The 15,340-nt window shown below is 47.1% G+C and carries 12 protein-coding genes, 4 tRNA genes and 3 rRNA genes; 4 read left to right on the top strand and 15 right to left on the bottom strand.

All coding sequences use genetic code 11. The features are described 5' to 3' along the window. Positions 1-226 precede the first annotated feature (226 nt). The 7 genes from NP165_RS00290 to NP165_RS00260 form a co-directional block, all read right to left on the bottom strand. A tRNA-Ser gene (locus tag NP165_RS00290) sits at positions 227-317 on the bottom strand. A gap of 70 nt (positions 318-387) precedes the next feature. Further along, positions 388-504: ribosomal RNA gene (rrf, locus tag NP165_RS00285) — 5S ribosomal RNA — on the bottom strand. Between the two features lie 105 nt (positions 505-609). Further along, a 23S ribosomal RNA gene (locus NP165_RS00280) occupies positions 610-3,500 on the bottom strand. A gap of 375 nt (positions 3,501-3,875) precedes the next feature. Further along, positions 3,876-3,951, bottom strand: a tRNA-Val gene (locus NP165_RS00275). Positions 3,952-4,017: 66 nt separating this feature from the next. Beyond that, a tRNA-Lys gene (locus tag NP165_RS00270) sits at positions 4,018-4,093 on the bottom strand. A gap of 2 nt (positions 4,094-4,095) precedes the next feature. Further along, positions 4,096-4,171, bottom strand: a tRNA-Glu gene (locus tag NP165_RS00265). A gap of 88 nt (positions 4,172-4,259) precedes the next feature. Beyond that, positions 4,260-5,811, bottom strand: a 16S ribosomal RNA gene (locus NP165_RS00260). Together the 16S, 23S and 5S rRNA genes with 4 tRNA genes alongside form the textbook arrangement of a ribosomal RNA operon. A 532-nt stretch (positions 5,812-6,343) precedes the next feature. Here NP165_RS00260 and NP165_RS00255 point away from each other — a divergent pair. Next, positions 6,344-6,892, top strand: a complete 549-nt coding sequence (locus NP165_RS00255) for a gamma carbonic anhydrase family protein (RefSeq protein WP_257084407.1) — start codon at positions 6,344-6,346, stop codon at positions 6,890-6,892. On the opposite strand, the gene NP165_RS00250 is transcribed toward NP165_RS00255, so the two are convergent. The 4 genes from NP165_RS00250 to tsaC form a co-directional block, all read right to left on the bottom strand. Next, positions 6,885-7,151: a DUF1488 family protein gene (locus NP165_RS00250; RefSeq protein ID WP_257084406.1), complete on the bottom strand. Its 267-nt coding sequence runs from the start codon at positions 7,149-7,151 to the stop codon at positions 6,885-6,887. The genes NP165_RS00255 and NP165_RS00250 overlap by 8 nt on opposite strands. Then, a complete protein-coding gene (aroE, locus tag NP165_RS00245; protein ID WP_257084405.1) occupies positions 7,151-7,984 on the bottom strand; it encodes a shikimate dehydrogenase in 834 nt (277 codons plus the stop codon). The genes NP165_RS00250 and aroE overlap by 1 nt, the downstream gene beginning before the upstream one ends. A 75-nt stretch (positions 7,985-8,059) precedes the next feature. Then, positions 8,060-8,977: an oxygen-dependent coproporphyrinogen oxidase gene (gene hemF, locus NP165_RS00240; protein ID WP_257084404.1), complete on the bottom strand. Its 918-nt coding sequence runs from the start codon at positions 8,975-8,977 to the stop codon at positions 8,060-8,062. 11 nt (positions 8,978-8,988) lie between these two features. Next, the gene (gene tsaC, locus NP165_RS00235) at positions 8,989-9,546 is read right to left on the bottom strand and encodes an L-threonylcarbamoyladenylate synthase type 1 TsaC (RefSeq protein ID WP_257084403.1); all 558 of its coding nucleotides are present in this window, start codon (positions 9,544-9,546) and stop codon (positions 8,989-8,991) included. Between the two features lie 199 nt (positions 9,547-9,745). Between tsaC and purE the strand changes: the two genes are divergently transcribed. Both purE and NP165_RS00225 read left to right on the top strand, forming a co-directional pair. After that, entirely contained in the window at positions 9,746-10,231 is a 486-nt protein-coding gene (gene purE, locus NP165_RS00230; RefSeq protein WP_053408069.1) for a 5-(carboxyamino)imidazole ribonucleotide mutase, read from the top strand. A gap of 4 nt (positions 10,232-10,235) precedes the next feature. Then, positions 10,236-11,375 carry a 5-(carboxyamino)imidazole ribonucleotide synthase gene (locus NP165_RS00225; protein ID WP_257084402.1) on the top strand — a complete coding sequence of 380 codons (1,140 nt, stop codon included), beginning with the start codon at positions 10,236-10,238 and terminating at the stop codon, positions 11,373-11,375. Between the two features lie 38 nt (positions 11,376-11,413). Here NP165_RS00225 and NP165_RS00220 read toward each other — a convergent pair whose 3' ends face one another. The 4 genes from NP165_RS00220 to NP165_RS00205 are packed head-to-tail and all read right to left on the bottom strand — an operon-like array spanning position 11,414 to position 14,644. After that, positions 11,414-11,995 carry a DNA topoisomerase family protein gene (locus tag NP165_RS00220; protein WP_257084401.1) on the bottom strand — a complete coding sequence of 194 codons (582 nt, stop codon included), beginning with the start codon at positions 11,993-11,995 and terminating at the stop codon, positions 11,414-11,416. A gap of 14 nt (positions 11,996-12,009) precedes the next feature. Continuing rightward, on the bottom strand, positions 12,010-12,489 hold the full coding sequence (locus tag NP165_RS00215; RefSeq protein WP_306439752.1) for a DUF494 family protein: 480 nt from the start codon (positions 12,487-12,489) through the stop codon (positions 12,010-12,012). Beyond that, complete coding sequence (dprA, locus tag NP165_RS00210; protein WP_257084400.1) at positions 12,486-13,607, bottom strand: DNA-processing protein DprA; 1,122 nt, start codon at positions 13,605-13,607, stop codon at positions 12,486-12,488. The genes NP165_RS00215 and dprA overlap by 4 nt, the downstream gene beginning before the upstream one ends. Then, a complete protein-coding gene (locus tag NP165_RS00205; protein ID WP_257084399.1) occupies positions 13,604-14,644 on the bottom strand; it encodes a LysM peptidoglycan-binding domain-containing protein in 1,041 nt (346 codons plus the stop codon). Before NP165_RS00205 ends, dprA begins: the two co-directional genes overlap by 4 nt. 165 nt (positions 14,645-14,809) lie before the next feature. Between NP165_RS00205 and def the strand changes: the two genes are divergently transcribed. Continuing rightward, the gene (gene def, locus NP165_RS00200) at positions 14,810-15,325 is read left to right on the top strand and encodes a peptide deformylase (RefSeq protein ID WP_257084398.1); all 516 of its coding nucleotides are present in this window, start codon (positions 14,810-14,812) and stop codon (positions 15,323-15,325) included. Positions 15,326-15,340 lie beyond the last annotated feature (15 nt).

Here is a 15,340-nt window from a genome sequence, read left to right as displayed (position 1 = left end):
TATACCTCAATGGCATTGTTGAGAGGGTTTGTGAGGCATGGAATAGCTTTTTACCTTATCCAAGGCAAATAGCAAAAACATGCATGAGAGATTGGATAAACCTGATGAGCTAATTAAGTAAATGGTATTAATAGATGTGTATGTATCACCCTTATGTGTTGGGTGTTTTTCAGTATGCGTCAGATAAGAAAAAAGCGCTGATAAATCAGCGCTTTTTTCTTAAATGTGGCGGAGAGATAGGGATTTGAACCCTAGATACGCTATTAACGTATGCCGGTTTTCAAGACCGGTGCTTTCAACCACTCAGCCATCTCTCCACAAATTGTCATCGCTAGATTAGTACACTAGTGATGTGGTTACGTGCTTATGCAGGTAACTGTATTTAAAGCCTGGCGATGTCCTACTCTCACATGGGGAAACCCCACACTACCATCGGCGCTAATTCGTTTCACTTCTGAGTTCGGCATGGAAATCAGGTGGGTCCAAATCGCTATGGTCGCCAAGCAAATTCTTACTCTCTATTTCTAGAGAAAATCTGGAAAGCTGTTTTGTGTTCTCTACACATTCAATGTTCTTACTTTGAGTCCATCAAAACCCTTTGGGTGTTGTATGGTTAAGCCTCACGGGCAATTAGTACAGGTTAGCTCAACGCCTCACAACGCTTACACACCCTGCCTATCAACGTTCTAGTCTCGAACAACCCTTCAGGACTCTCAAGGAGTCAGGGAAGACTCATCTCAGGGCTCGCTTCCCGCTTAGATGCTTTCAGCGGTTATCGATTCCGAACTTAGCTACCGGGCAATGCGTCTGGCGACACAACCCGAACACCAGAGGTTCGTCCACTCCGGTCCTCTCGTACTAGGAGCAGCCCCCTTCAATCTTCCAACGCCCACGGCAGATAGGGACCGAACTGTCTCACGACGTTCTAAACCCAGCTCGCGTACCACTTTAAATGGCGAACAGCCATACCCTTGGGACCGACTTCAGCCCCAGGATGTGATGAGCCGACATCGAGGTGCCAAACACCGCCGTCGATATGAACTCTTGGGCGGTATCAGCCTGTTATCCCCGGAGTACCTTTTATCCGTTGAGCGATGGCCCTTCCATTCAGAACCACCGGATCACTATGACCTGCTTTCGCACCTGCTCGAATTGTCATTCTCGCAGTCAAGCGGGCTTATGCCATTGCACTAACCTCACGATGTCCAACCGTGATTAGCCCACCTTCGTGCTCCTCCGTTACTCTTTGGGAGGAGACCGCCCCAGTCAAACTACCCACCAGGCACTGTCCTCACCCCGGATGACGGGGCTAAGTTAGAACATCAAACATACAAGGGTGGTATTTCAAGGTCGGCTCCACCGATACTGGCGTACCGGTTTCAAAGCCTCCCACCTATCCTACACATGTAGGCTCAATGTTCAGTGCCAAGCTGTAGTAAAGGTTCACGGGGTCTTTCCGTCTAGCCGCGGGTACACTGCATCTTCACAGCGATTTCAATTTCACTGAGTCTCGGGTGGAGACAGCGTGGCCATCATTACGCCATTCGTGCAGGTCGGAACTTACCCGACAAGGAATTTCGCTACCTTAGGACCGTTATAGTTACGGCCGCCGTTTACCGGGGCTTCGATCAAGAGCTTCGACCGAAGTCTAACCCCATCAATTAACCTTCCGGCACCGGGCAGGCGTCACACCGTATACGTCATCTTACGATTTTGCACAGTGCTGTGTTTTTAATAAACAGTTGCAGCCACCTGGTATCTGCGACTCTCAATAGCTCCATCCGCAAGGGACTTCACCGTCAAGAGCGTACCTTCTCCCGAAGTTACGGTACCATTTTGCCTAGTTCCTTCACCCGAGTTCTCTCAAGCGCCTTGGTATTCTCTACCCGACCACCTGTGTCGGTTTGGGGTACGATTCCTTACAATCTGAAGCTTAGAGGCTTTTCCTGGAAGCATGGCATCAATGACTTCACACCCGTAGGTGCTCGACGTCGTGTCTCAGCCTTAGAAAGAGCCGGATTTACCTAACTCTTAAGCCTACGCACTTGAACCTGGACAACCGTCGCCAGGCCCACCTAGCCTTCTCCGTCCCCCCATCGCAATTGTAAGAAGTACGGGAATATTAACCCGTTTCCCATCGACTACGCTTTTCAGCCTCGCCTTAGGGGTCGACTTACCCTGCCCCGATTAACGTTGGACAGGAACCCTTGGTCTTCCGGCGAGGGGGTTTTTCACCCCCTTTATCGTTACTCATGTCAGCATTCGCACTTCTGATACCTCCAGCAAGCTTTACAACTCACCTTCAACGGCTTACAGAACGCTCCCCTACCCAATGCAGTAAACTGCATTGCCGCAGCTTCGGTTTATAGCTTAGCCCCGTTACATCTTCCGCGCAGGCCGACTCGACTAGTGAGCTATTACGCTTTCTTTAAATGATGGCTGCTTCTAAGCCAACATCCTAGCTGTCTAAGCCTTCCCACATCGTTTCCCACTTAGCTATAATTTGGGACCTTAGCTGGCGGTCTGGGTTGTTTCCCTCTCCACGACGGACGTTAGCACCCGCCGTGTGTCTCCCGGATAGTACTTACTGGTATTCGGAGTTTGCAAAGGGTTGGTAAGTCGGGATGACCCCCTAGCCTTAACAGTGCTCTACCCCCAGTAGTATTCGTCCGAGGCGCTACCTAAATAGCTTTCGGGGAGAACCAGCTATCTCCAGGTTTGATTGGCCTTTCACCCCTAGCCACAAGTCATCCGCTAATTTTTCAACATTAGTCGGTTCGGTCCTCCAGTTGATGTTACTCAACCTTCAACCTGCCCATGGCTAGATCACCTGGTTTCGGGTCTATATCCAGAGACTGAGCGCCCAGTTAAGACTCGGTTTCCCTACGGCTCCCCTAGATGGTTAACCTTGCCACTGAATATAAGTCGCTGACCCATTATACAAAAGGTACGCAGTCACAGGACAAAGCCTGCTCCTACTGCTTGTACGTACACGGTTTCAGGTTCTATTTCACTCCCCTCACAGGGGTTCTTTTCGCCTTTCCCTCACGGTACTGGTTCACTATCGGTCAGTCAGTAGTATTTAGCCTTGGAGGATGGTCCCCCCATATTCAGACAGGATATCACGTGTCCCGCCCTACTCGATTTCACTGAATGTGCGTTGTCAACTACGGGGCTATCACCCTGTATCGCCGGACTTTCCAGACCGTTCGTCTAACGCATATAAAGCTTAAGGGCTAGTCCAATTTCGCTCGCCGCTACTTTCGGAATCTCGGTTGATTTCTTTTCCTCGGGGTACTTAGATGTTTCAGTTCCCCCGGTTCGCCTCTTGCACCTATGTATTCAGTACAAGATACGTGCTTATGCACGTGGGTTTCCCCATTCGGAAATCCCAGACTCAAGTGGCTTTTACTGCCTAATCTGGGCTTATCGCAAGTTAATACGTCCTTCATCGCCTCTGACTGCCAAGGCATCCACCGTGTACGCTTAGTCACTTAACCATACAACCCCAAAGAGTTTCGCGGAGCGAATCTTGAGGATGTTGTTTAAACAACCAAAGTTGCTATCTCATTATTTGAATGAGCGAGATAGCTTTCGATTTTGCCGGACTCAATTTCTTTTTATTTTACTTTTTATAAAAGTGAAAACAAAAAGCCAAGAACACTTGAATGTGTTGTTTTGGTGTTTGTCATAAAGACAAACATTGAGAACTTTACAAACAATCTTAAAAGATTGTTTTGTCAGCTTTCCAAATTGTTAAAGAGCATGATGCTTCCGAAGAAGACCATTTTCTAAGCTTTTTCAGCGTCAAAAATTCCAACCACATACGCTTTACTGAAGTGGTTTGGAAATCCTATCCAAAAATACTTAGAGAATGGTGGGCGATACCGGGCTCGAACCAGTGACCCCCTGCTTGTAAGGCAGGTGCTCTCCCAACTGAGCTAATCGCCCACATAAGTTTTCTCTTGCCTTCACTTTTGGTAAAAGTGAAACAAAAGCCATTCTTCGTGGAAAGAATGGTGGGTCGTGCAGGATTCGAACCTGCGACCAATTGATTAAAAGTCAACTGCTCTACCAACTGAGCTAACGACCCAATGGTATCCCGTAGGGGAGTCGAACCCCTGTTACCGCCGTGAAAGGGCGGTGTCCTAGGCCTCTAGACGAACGGGACACTAAGTTGAACATCTTGGGGGATGTTCTTTCTCTTAAACTACATAAACCATCAATCTGTGTGAACACTCATCGCAATAATCATCGTATAAGGAGGTGATCCAGCGCCAGGTTCCCCTAGCGCTACCTTGTTACGACTTCACCCCAGTCATGAACCACAAAGTGGTAAGCGTCCTCCCGAAGGTTAAACTACCTACTTCTTTTGCAGCCCACTCCCATGGTGTGACGGGCGGTGTGTACAAGGCCCGGGAACGTATTCACCGTGGCATTCTGATCCACGATTACTAGCGATTCCGACTTCACGGAGTCGAGTTGCAGACTCCGATCCGGACTACGACGCACTTTTTGGGATTCGCTCACTCTCGCAAGTTGGCCGCCCTCTGTATGCGCCATTGTAGCACGTGTGTAGCCCTACTCGTAAGGGCCATGATGACTTGACGTCGTCCCCACCTTCCTCCGGTTTATCACCGGCAGTCTCCCTGGAGTTCCCACCCGAAGTGCTGGCAAACAAGGATAAGGGTTGCGCTCGTTGCGGGACTTAACCCAACATTTCACAACACGAGCTGACGACAGCCATGCAGCACCTGTCTCAGAGTTCCCGAAGGCACCAATCCATCTCTGGAAAGTTCTCTGGATGTCAAGAGTAGGTAAGGTTCTTCGCGTTGCATCGAATTAAACCACATGCTCCACCGCTTGTGCGGGCCCCCGTCAATTCATTTGAGTTTTAATCTTGCGACCGTACTCCCCAGGCGGTCTACTTAACGCGTTAGCTCCGAAAGCCACGGCTCAAGGCCACAACCTCCAAGTAGACATCGTTTACGGCGTGGACTACCAGGGTATCTAATCCTGTTTGCTCCCCACGCTTTCGCATCTGAGTGTCAGTATCTGTCCAGGGGGCCGCCTTCGCCACCGGTATTCCTTCAGATCTCTACGCATTTCACCGCTACACCTGAAATTCTACCCCCCTCTACAGTACTCTAGTCTGCCAGTTTCAAATGCTATTCCGAGGTTGAGCCCCGGGCTTTCACATCTGACTTAACACACCACCTGCATGCGCTTTACGCCCAGTAATTCCGATTAACGCTCGCACCCTCCGTATTACCGCGGCTGCTGGCACGGAGTTAGCCGGTGCTTCTTCTGCAGCTAACGTCAAATAATGCAGCTATTAACTACACTACCTTCCTCACTGCTGAAAGTACTTTACAACCCGAAGGCCTTCTTCATACACGCGGCATGGCTGCATCAGGCTTGCGCCCATTGTGCAATATTCCCCACTGCTGCCTCCCGTAGGAGTCTGGACCGTGTCTCAGTTCCAGTGTGGCTGATCATCCTCTCAGACCAGCTAGGGATCGTCGCCTTGGTGAGCCCTTACCTCACCAACTAGCTAATCCCACCTGGGCATATCCTGACGCGAGAGGCCCGAAGGTCCCCCTCTTTGAGCCGAAGCTATTATGCGGTATTAGCCATCGTTTCCAATGGTTATCCCCCACATCAGGGCAATTTCCCAGGCATTACTCACCCGTCCGCCGCTCGACGCCGTTAACGTCCCCCGAGGGTTCAGTTAACTCGTTTCCGCTCGACTTGCATGTGTTAGGCCTGCCGCCAGCGTTCAATCTGAGCCATGATCAAACTCTTCAATTTAAGATTTTGTCGGCTCAATGAATACTGACTTCAAAACTACTAATGTAATTTTAAAGCTATTATCGTTCCAACAGAACGATAATGAATTGACTGTGCTGAATCCGAAGATTCAATGGTCACTTCGTATCATTGAAACCTAATTTGAAACCGAAGTTTCTAATTGGATTATCATCAACGAGTGCCCACACAGATTGATAGGTTTATATTGTTAAAGAACTATTCTTCTTTGTGACTCACATCACTTCGGAAGAGGCGGCTATTTTAGCGAGATAAAGTTTAGTGTCAACCACTTTTTTCAAACTTTTTTAAGTCTTTCGACTTAGCTAATTAACCTGCTAACTCGTTGTTGTTTCTTTCGAAGCTTTCCCGTGTCAGCGAGGGGGCATTATAGAGATCGCCGTCACGTTGGCAAGCCCTTTTTTCAGTTTTTTTTGATTTTTTTGCCGTTTGGGTATTTTCTATTCAAAACACTCTATTTTAGGCACTCTTCTCGTGTCTATTAGCCAAAAATCACCCTAGATAAGGAGAAAAGATGAACGCTTTACGGAGTTACAAAGGAATTTGCCCTCAAATTGGTCAGCGCGTCTATATAGATAATAGTTCAGTTTTAGTGGGTGATATAAAAATTGGCGATGATTCTAGTATTTGGCCACTCGTTGCAGCCCGTGGTGATGTGAACCATATCCATATTGGCGAGCGTAGTAATGTTCAGGACGGCAGCGTATTGCATGTCACACATAAGAATGCGGAAAACCCTAATGGTTACCCTCTTATTATCGGCAACGATGTCACCATTGGACATAAAGTGATGCTGCATGGCTGCACAATTCACAACCGTGTACTAGTCGGGATGGGTACGATTGTATTAGATGGTGTAGTAGTTGAAGAAGAAGTTATGATTGGCGCAGGTAGCTTAGTACCACCAGGGAAAACTCTAGAGAGTGGCTTCTTATATGTGGGGAGTCCGGTTAAACAAGCTCGCCCCTTAACTGATAAAGAGCGAGCATTTTTGCAAAAGTCGGCTGACAACTATGTACAGAATAAAGAAGACTATTTGCATCAGGTCGAAGATATCAACTGATGACTTCTATCTGACCAAGCGCGTTAAACTCTTCCTCTTCTATCAGTTCTTCAGCAAGCTCTTCCAGTTCAAAACGGCACTGGGAAAACACATCAAGAGCTTGCTGCTCCTCTTCTATTCTCTGACCAGAGATTTTTTCCAGCTCAGCTTTGCGAATAAAGCATTCTATTAAGGCTCCGGATTGCTGAGCTGGAAACGTTACGATTTGTTGCTCTTCATCCCAGCTTTGGATATCGGGGAAGAGAATCGATTGATTCATTATACGCCTTCTAAGTTTTTTCTAAGTTCACGTAAGATCTGTTTTGTACCCGGTCTTAAACCGCGCCACAACATAAAACTTTCTGCCGCTTGCCCCACCAGCATACCGAGACCATCGTACGCCGCTGCAACACCATTCTCCGTTGCCCATTGGTTAAATGCCGTTTTCCCCGCGCCATACATCATGTCGTACGCGTTAGTATGCGGAGTAAAGATAACGGGAGATATTGCAGGCAACTCGCCTGATAAGCTTGCTGACGTTGAGTTGATGACCACATCGAATGCTTGATTTATTTCGTTCATTGGCAGCGCTTTTATCTCGCCATACGGTGAAAATAGCTCCGCCAATTGTTCAGCTTTCGATAAGGTTCGGTTAGCAATGATGATTTCTGCTGGTTTTTGGTCGAGCAAAGGCTTAATCACACCACGCGCAGCCCCACCAGCGCCAATCAGTAAAATGCGAGCACCTGACAACGGAACTTGGCATTGCAACAAGTCTTGCACTAACCCTTCACCATCGGTGTTGTCACCAATGATTTCGCCATCATCGAGCTTTTTGAGTGTATTAACCGCTCCCGCCAATTTAGCACGCTCAGTAAGTCGAGTGGCAAATTGATAAGCCTCTTCTTTGAATGGTACGGTAATGTTGCAGCCTTTACCGCCCGTAGCGAAAAACTCTTTCGCCACAGGGACAAATCCATCAACTGGCGCTAGCTCTGCAGTATAGGTTAAAGCCTGATTCGTCTGGCGAGCAAATAAAGTATGAATGAAGGGAGATTTACTGTGCCCTATTGGGTTGCCAAAAACGGCGTAACGATCAGTTTGCTGTGTCATATCCTTACCTACAGAAAAATAAAGGGTCAATGCTTAAGCAATGACCCTATCACTATCTATATAAGGAGAAAAGCCTTACCACTCTCTCGGCTTAAGGAAGTGATCGTATAGCTCGGCTTCTGGCGAGTTTGGCTCAACTTGATAGCTGTACTCCCAACGGGCAAGTGGAGGCATCGACATTAAGATAGACTCTGTACGTCCACCACTTTGAAGACCAAACAAGGTGCCTCGGTCAAAGACTAGGTTGAACTCTACGTATCGACCACGTCTATACAGCTGAAACTGCCTTTCTCGCTCGCCATATGCGATGTCTTTTCTGCGCTCAACAATGGGAGCGTAAGCTTTGGTATAACCTTCACCTACCGCTTTAATGTAATCAAAGCACTTGTCAAATTCCCACTGATTCAAGTCATCGAAGAACAAGCCACCGACACCGCGCGTTTCGTCGCGGTGAGGAAGATAAAAATACTTATCACACCAGGCTTTGTGCTCGGCATACACCTCGCTGCCAAACGGTGCACACACTTCTTTTGCTACATCGTGCCAGAATTGAGCATCTTCTTCGAATGGATAGAACGGAGTTAAATCGAAACCACCGCCGAACCACCAGATTGGCTCTTCACCCTCTTTCTCAGCAATAAAGAAACGAACGTTAGCGTGAGACGTTGGTACGTATGGGTTGTTAGGATGCATAACCAGAGAAACACCCATTGCTTCGAAATGGCGACCAGCTAACTCAGGACGATGGGCAGTTGCAGAAGCAGGCATTTGCTTACCTTGAACATGGGAAAAGTTCACACCACCTTGTTCAAACACGGAGCCATCTTTCATGACTCGTGTTCTTCCTCCGCCACCAAGCCGTTCGCCCGGCTCTCTATGCCAAGCATCTTCAACGAACTTTGCTTGACCATCGACTTGCTCTAGTTGATGGCAAATCGAATCTTGCAAATCCATTAAGAACTGTTTAACTGTTTCTTTGTTTATGGCTGACATTTTTTTCCCTGTTAACCCTGTCTTAATACTTGTGACGTTTTAGCATCGCGAATCTCACTCGGTTTATCTCGACCACCCGTTTCCCCTTCCAGAATCGCCACTAATCTATCACCAAGTTGTTGTTCAACTTGCTCTGTTGTCATACACGGTGGTTGCCCGGTTAAGTTCGCGCTGGTAGAGGTTAACGGCTTTCCAAACTCATTACACATCTTTTGTACCAAAGGATGATCAGTAACACGTACCGCAATTGAATCAAACTGCCCGGAAACCCAACTAGACACTTTGTCACTGCAAGGCATAATCCAAGTAACGGGTCCTGGCCAAGACTGATGAACTTTATCAAGCTGAGCCTGAGTCAGTTGGGATTCATCAATATAAGGCAGAAGCTGCTCATAGTTAGCCGCAATAAGAATGAGCCCTTTCTCAACAGGCCTTTGCTTAAGTGCCAAAAGCTTTTTTATTGCCTCTGCATTATCTGGATCACAACCAACACCAAACACGCCTTCCGTCGGATAGGCAATTACTTCACCATTTTTCAAAGCGTTAAGCGCTTTACTAAAGTTGTCCACGACACTCTTCCTATTGAATCTTTCTCATTTATATTGCCAAGTGTACAAATAATACAGAAAGCTGCCTAAAGCTATTTCTTTTGAGATTGTAACCATCATATTTTAAACCCAACGCAAACGTTTGCTTCGCATGAAAATCCCCGTATAATGCGCACAAACTAATCCTCACCTATTTAGTGCAGCGTTTAAGGAGTTTGAGATGAAAGTCGGTATCATCATGGGTTCAAAATCGGATTGGCCTACCATGAAGTTAGCAGCAGAGATGCTGGATAAATTCGGAGTTGAGTACGAAACCAAGGTTGTTTCTGCCCACCGTACACCTCAACTTCTTGCTGACTATGCAAACAGTGCGAAAGAACGTGGATTAAAGGTGATCATTGCTGGCGCGGGCGGCGCTGCTCATTTACCGGGCATGGCTGCAGCATTTACCAGTCTCCCAGTTCTGGGCGTACCTGTTCAGTCTCGTGCGCTAAAAGGAATGGACTCTTTACTCTCAATCGTTCAAATGCCTAAAGGCATCGCAGTTGGCACGCTTGCTATTGGCGAAGCTGGTGCTGCAAATGCAGGTATCCTAGCTGCTCAAATCATTGGTACTCATGATGAGTCTGTAATGGCGAAAGTTGAGGCTTTCCGCAACGAGCAAACGGAAACTGTTCTAGCTAACCCAAACCCAGCAGAGGACTAATCTGATGCACGTTTTAGTATTGGGGGCTGGTCAACTCGCTCGAATGATGTCTCTTGCTGGCGCGCCATTGAATATTGAAATTTCCGCGTATGATGTCAGCAGCGAACATATCGTCCATCCTTTAACTCAAACGGTAATCGGTAAAGGGCTGGAGAATGCGATAGCAAACGCAGATGTCATTACAGCTGAGTTTGAGCATATTCCCCATGACGTTCTTGAGACCTGCGAACAAAGCGGTAAATTCTTACCATCTTCAGAAGCCATCAAAGCCGGTGGAGATCGCCGTATTGAAAAAGCACTTCTAGATACCGCTGCGGTCCGTAATGCGAAGTACCACATCATCAACACTCGTGACGATTTTTATAACGCGATCGAATCCGTTGGCGTACCAATGGTATTAAAAAGTGCCCTTGGCGGTTACGACGGTAAAGGCCAATGGCGTTTGAAAGATGCCTCCCAAGCCGATGCAATTTGGGCAGAAATGGAAGAGTGCATTACCGCAACCGACAACCAAGCAATTGTTGCTGAAGAATTTGTACCGTTCAGCCGCGAAGTGTCTCTTGTCGGTGTACGCGGAAAAGATGGTTCTGTCGCGGTATATCCTTTAGCGGAAAATATCCATACTAACGGCGTTTTGAGTTTATCTACTGCAATTTCTGACCTTGAACTGCAAGCACAAGCCGAGGAAATGTTCACTGCTGTGGCCAATACTCTCAATTATGTCGGTGTATTAACACTTGAGCTCTTCGATGTTGAAGGGACACTCCTAGTCAACGAGATCGCTCCTCGTGTTCATAACTCTGGCCACTGGACTCAGCAAGGCGCAGAAACCTGTCAGTTTGAAAATCACTTACGTGCAGTATGTGGTCTGCCTCTTGGTAGCACTAAGCTGATTCGTGAAACTGCGATGATCAACATCTTAGGCGAAGACACTCTCCCACAAGCTGTTCTAGAAATGGACGGTTGCCACATTCACTGGTATGGCAAAGAAAAGCGACAAGGGCGCAAGATGGGTCATATAAACGTCTGTGGTGATTACTCCGGTGAACTGCAAAGAAGACTATGCGCTCTGGCTGGTGTACTGGATAAACCTGCCTTTCCCGCTGTCCATGAGTTTGCTGAAAACTTCTCATCCAGTAACTAAAAGCAATGAAAAAACGGCGCATTGAGCGCCGTTCTTATTTAAGATTCTGATTGCGTGTGGTGACACTTTCGGTCAGCACACTGCTTTTTATTACCACTGGCTAATTTTTTTTCTACCAAGAGTGGGAAACCGCACTTTTCACACTTGCCAGACACAGGCGGCTGGTTCACTGCAAACTTACACTTCGGATAATTATCACAAGCATAAAACAGCTTACCAAATCGAGTTTTACGCTCTACTAGGTGCCCCTTGTGACATTCTGGGCATTCAAACTGAGCATCTTCATTCTCGTCATGAGAATCGAGAGATTCAATATGATGGCATTGCGGGTAGTTACTGCACCCAATGAACATTCCGTAGCGTCCTTGACGCAGTACCAATTCACTCGCACATTCAGGGCAAGCAATACCCAGCTCTTTTACGACATGACCGTCGTTCTGGTGAAGTGGTTTGATAAAGTCACACGCAGGATACTGGTTACAGCCTAAAAATGGGCCATGTTTGCCGTGGCGAAGCTGGAGTTCGCCTTGACGTCCGTCAGACAAGCACTTTGGGCACGCTTGATGTTCCAAAGCGTGCTCATGCGCGGAAAATAACTGATGATCGATCTTACTGCTCATAGAATGAAAGTTAATTAATGAAGAACACCCTGTTCTTTGGTGTACAACAACTCTTCCATAAGTGTGTAAGCGTTTTCATTGCCAGGTACATTAAATAGCACCATTAGCACAATCCATTTTAGATCATCGAGTTCAAAGTCATCGGTTTCGAGACCCATGATACGGTCGATTACCATTTCACGCGTTTCCGTTGTCAACACGTTTACCTGCTCTAGAAAAGTTAGAAAGCCACGGCATTCAATGCTTAGGCGTTCGCACTCTTTTGCAGTGTATATACGAGTGGAAGTCGAAGTGCTGCAAACAGAAATTGCTGAGTGAGCCTCACTTTGCTGCAGCGCGGCCAACTCTTCGAGCCAGATAAGGGCTTTATAAATGTCTTTTTGATGAAAACCAGCACGACTTAGTTCGTCTTCCAGCTCATCTTGATTGACCTGTAACTCCGCATCGCTATGGATGTAAGTCTCGAACAGATACATTAAAATATCCATCATCATAGCTTGCCCCTCCCCCTTAGAATATAGCCACCTGAAACTGCAACAACATGCCCTGAAAGCTCAAGCTCCAGGAGCTGCATCATGACTTCTTGCACAGGTATATTGGTCCTGTTTGCCAGAATATCAACTGGTGTCGCTTCATTTCCTACGTTAGCTAACAGCTGAGGAAATGGCAATCCTTCTTTGCTATCTATTTCTTCAAAAAGATCGCATTGTTGCGGGGGCTTATTGGCATTAGACCAACGAATTAGCACATCTATTTCATCCAAAATATCTTGGGTGGTCTGAACTAAACAAGCTCCCTGTTTAATCAATAGATTACATCCACGGCCATTTGAATTGTGTATTGAGCTAGGAATCGCAAACACATCCCGACCTTGCTCTGCCGCATAACGCGCAGTAATGAGCGATCCACTTTTTTCAGCGGCCTCTATCACTAGAACGCCTGTAGATAGTCCACTGATGATTCTGTTTCGTCTTGGGAAATGGTCAGCTTTCGGTTTCGCTGTTGGGTGGAACTCAGAAACAAGGGCACCACTTTCAGTGATTCGGCTTGCTAAGCTTCGATGCCGCGCGGGATAAATTGTATTGAGCCCACACCCAAGCACGGCGATGGTTTTCCCTCCGCCTTTCAAAGCGCCGTCATGAGCATACCCATCCACACCTAGTGCCAAACCACTAGTAATCACTAATCCTTGCTCTACCAGGTCTGCGGCAAAATTTCGTGCCGAATTTAGGCCATCGATACTGACGTTGCGACTGCCAACGATCGCCAACTGGTGCTGAGATAAGCAGCTCACATCACCTTCAACGAACAATACCGCTGGTGCGCTGCCCGTTTGTTTGAGTAACGCAGGGTAATGGACGTCTTCAAGAGTCAATATATGACGGTGCTTGGCACCCTCCAACCACTTCACACAATCCTCGACATCCTGAGGTGCCTTGTGCTTAAGGTATTGAATTTGCGTGTCGGTAAAACCTACCGATTGCAATGTGGAAGGCGCTGACTCGACCAATGCTCGTGGTGCATCGATCGCAGTCAGCTTCTGAAAGGTTTTCGGCCCAATTCTAGGCGTAAAATAGAGCGCCAGCCAAGCCGATAGCTCTACGTCATTCATTGAGATGTGTTAACCAAAGGCGCTTTTAGTCGTGTTACTTGGCTCACTGGCTCCGAGCTTTCTGTAACTAAGGCTAAGCTGAAATGAGAGTATGGACGAATGACCATCAAATGGCCTATACGTGTATCGGGTAAATAAGCGTTATCGGTCTCTGAATCTTCGATCTCGACAGCGACGCCCTGCTTATACAATTCAAACATTGAGCCTTGGCGAAGCTGATCTTGAGCACCACGATCGATCACTACCACCTGATTCTGGCCAACAAAGTGACTTCCATCGATAGAACCTAGAATATTAGCCACACTCCCTTGTGGTGATGGGGCAGGATAAAACGTCGTGGAGAGAGAGCTCAACTCTATATCCACCTCAGGCAACGCAATATCATCAACCAAAATTTCTTGGGTTTGAGTCAGAACATTCAAGCCGCTGAACTCGGACTTTGTCTCAGCTAACTCTGCCGTTGCGACCTGTTTCATCGCAATCACTTTATGCGCGTCTCGGGTGTATTCTTTCAGTGGGCGATAAATCGTCCATGACTTCACTTTATGTTCGCCAGTGATATATAACAATCCTTCGTTTGAGAGAAATTGTTTTCCATCACTTGAGCCCAACACTCGAGGACTCGCTGCAATTTCTGATTCGCTCAATAAGCGGTCTGATTCAATGTAAGGCAGTACCAGTCCATCATTTACCGTCGTCAGTGCTTCTTTTTCCAATACACGCACTTTAGGACTCAACTTCTTCATTGGCTTTAGGCTTAACACCGGGTGTCCATTGCGCCATATTAGAATTAGTCTATCACCAGGGTAAATGAGGTGAGGGTTGTCAATGCTAGGGTTCACTTGCCATAACCGTGGCCAAAGCCATGGACTATCCAAATACATGGCAGAGATATCCCACAAGGTATCTCCCTGAACAACGGTGTAAGTAGTGGGTGCATCCTTTTTTACAGTCAATGGTTTTTCTGTCGCGAAAGTAGGAAAGGTAAGGCTTAAAGAGAGTAGCGCTCCAATAGAAAACCCTAAGTGGCGTGGCATGACGATCATCCTGATAACGAATAAAATGAACAGTGTTTCTGTTCGTACAAACGCTTTAGAAACGCGTTAAAAACGTAATGATGCTGTCATTTAGGCTATAAAATGTCTAGAATTGAGCCAACGAGGTTTATCCCGATTCGGCACAGTTCAACATTTCGAGTGTATATGTCTGTATTACAAGTTCTAACATTCCCGGATGATCGCCTTCGCACAGTCGCTAAGCCTGTAGAAGAGGTGACTCCTGAGATTCAAAAATTCGTTGATGACATGATTGAAACCATGTACGACGAAGAAGGTATTGGCCTGGCTGCGACCCAGGTAGATTTCCACCAACGCATTGTCGTTATCGATGTTTCAGATACGCGTGACGAGCCAATGGTGCTGATCAATCCAGAAATCATCGAAAAACGCGGTGAAGATGGCATTGAAGAAGGCTGTCTATCTGTACCTGGTGCACGTGCACTGGTTCCGCGTGCAGCTGAAGTGAGCGTAAAAGCGCTAAACCGTGACGGCGAAGAGTTTACATTTGAAGCAGACGACCTGCTTGCCATCTGTGTTCAACATGAGCTTGACCACCTAGAAGGCAAACTGTTTGTTGATTACCTTTCGCCTTTAAAGCGTAAGCGCATTCAAGAAAAGCTCGCGAAAATCAAACGCTTTAACGAGAAGCACGCAAGCTAAGCCTAGTTGCTAATT

The organism is Vibrio japonicus (assembly GCF_024582835.1).
GTDB lineage: Bacteria > Pseudomonadota > Gammaproteobacteria > Enterobacterales > Vibrionaceae > Vibrio > Vibrio japonicus.
This window is presented reverse-complemented; position numbering and strand designations above follow the sequence as displayed.

Bases quoted from the DNA above. Each gene is read 5' to 3' on its own strand.
- NP165_RS00220 (WP_257084401.1), bottom strand. From the start codon at position 11,995: ATGAGCAGTAAGATCGATCATCAGTTATTTTCCGCGCATGAGCACGCT.
- NP165_RS00205 (WP_257084399.1), bottom strand. From the start codon at position 14,644: ATGCCACGCCACTTAGGGTTTTCTATTGGAGCGCTACTCTCTTTAAGC.
- NP165_RS00225 (WP_257084402.1), top strand. From the start codon at position 10,236: ATGCACGTTTTAGTATTGGGGGCTGGTCAACTCGCTCGAATGATGTCT.
- aroE (WP_257084405.1), bottom strand. From the start codon at position 7,984: ATGACACAGCAAACTGATCGTTACGCCGTTTTTGGCAACCCAATAGGG.
- NP165_RS00215 (WP_306439752.1), bottom strand. From the start codon at position 12,489: ATGATGATGGATATTTTAATGTATCTGTTCGAGACTTACATCCATAGC.
- dprA (WP_257084400.1), bottom strand. From the start codon at position 13,607: ATGAATGACGTAGAGCTATCGGCTTGGCTGGCGCTCTATTTTACGCCT.
- hemF (WP_257084404.1), bottom strand. From the start codon at position 8,977: ATGTCAGCCATAAACAAAGAAACAGTTAAACAGTTCTTAATGGATTTG.
- def (WP_257084398.1), top strand. From the start codon at position 14,810: ATGTCTGTATTACAAGTTCTAACATTCCCGGATGATCGCCTTCGCACA.
- purE (WP_053408069.1), top strand. From the start codon at position 9,746: ATGAAAGTCGGTATCATCATGGGTTCAAAATCGGATTGGCCTACCATG.
- NP165_RS00255 (WP_257084407.1), top strand. From the start codon at position 6,344: ATGAACGCTTTACGGAGTTACAAAGGAATTTGCCCTCAAATTGGTCAG.
- NP165_RS00250 (WP_257084406.1), bottom strand. From the start codon at position 7,151: ATGAATCAATCGATTCTCTTCCCCGATATCCAAAGCTGGGATGAAGAG.